Genomic DNA, 1,053 nt, shown 5'->3' with positions numbered 1-1,053 from the left:
GATCTAATCCGTTCATAGGTTTTCGGACTTTCTGGGATGGTCTGTGGGACGATTCATGCATGGCGAGGTTGGGACGGCGGGCCAGCTATGAGGAGCGTCTACGGGCGTGTCAGCTGATCGAGAGCGGGAAATCACCTGATCTGGTCGCGGAGATTCTCGGGTTCGGGCGAGCGACGGTGTTCGGGTGGCTACAGGATTATCGGGCGCTGGGCCCGGAAGGATTGCGCACCAAGAAGACCCGCGGGCCAGCGGCCAAACTCAACGAAGCGCAGCTGAGGCGGCTGTATGAACTCATCGCCGGTAATGATCCGCGTCAGTTGAGTTTCGGGTTCGCGTTGTGGACGAGGGCGATGGTGGCCGAGCTGATCCGCCGCGAGTTCAAGGTGAAACTGTCCTTGGTGAGTGTTGGCCGCGTGCTGGCCAAGCTGGGCATGTCGCCGCAACGGCCGCTGTATCGGGCCTACCAGCAGGACGCGGCCGCGGTTGCGGAGTGGAAGCAGCACACCTTCCCCGCGATCGCGGCCGAGGCCAAACGGCTGGGCGCAGCGGTGTTCTTCGCTGATGAGGCGGCGGTGCGCACTGACTACCACGCCGGCACCACCTGGGCTCCCGTGGGACGCACTCCGGTCGTGGCCACCACCGGAGCACGCCGCTCGGTGATGATGATCTCCGCCGTCAGCTCACGCGGCGAATTGCGGTTCCAGCTGTTTGACCAGGGCCTGGACGCCGATGCGTTCATCGGTTTCTGTAAGCGTCTGATCGCCGATGCCGGACGTCCGGTGTTCCTGATCGTGGATAACTCTCGCGTCCACCGGGCCAAGAAGGTCAAGGCGTTCGTCGAGGCGAGCCAGGGTGCCCTCTCGCTGTTCTTCCTGCCGCCGTATTCGCCTGAGCTCAACCCTGACGAGTGGGTGTGGAAGAACGTCAAGCACGACCGGATCGCACGGGCCTCAGCTCGCGGCGTCGAGGAGCTCAAAGCCCTCGCCCTGGGCGCGCTGCGGCGGTTACAGAAGATGCCTGCGCTGGTGCGATCGTTCTTCGCCGATCCTCATC

General features: G+C 63.9%; 1 protein-coding gene. It reads left to right on the top strand.

The genetic code is table 11. The features are described 5' to 3' along the window. Window positions 1-59: 59 nt before the first annotated feature. Window positions 60-1,053, top strand: a 994-nt coding sequence (locus ACTWPW_RS64285; RefSeq protein WP_364138703.1) for an IS630 family transposase, incomplete at its 3' end; no start/stop codon positions are given.

Source organism: Nonomuraea sp. KM90 (assembly GCF_052246675.1).
GTDB lineage: Bacteria > Actinomycetota > Actinomycetes > Streptosporangiales > Streptosporangiaceae > Nonomuraea.
This window is presented reverse-complemented; position numbering and strand designations above follow the sequence as displayed.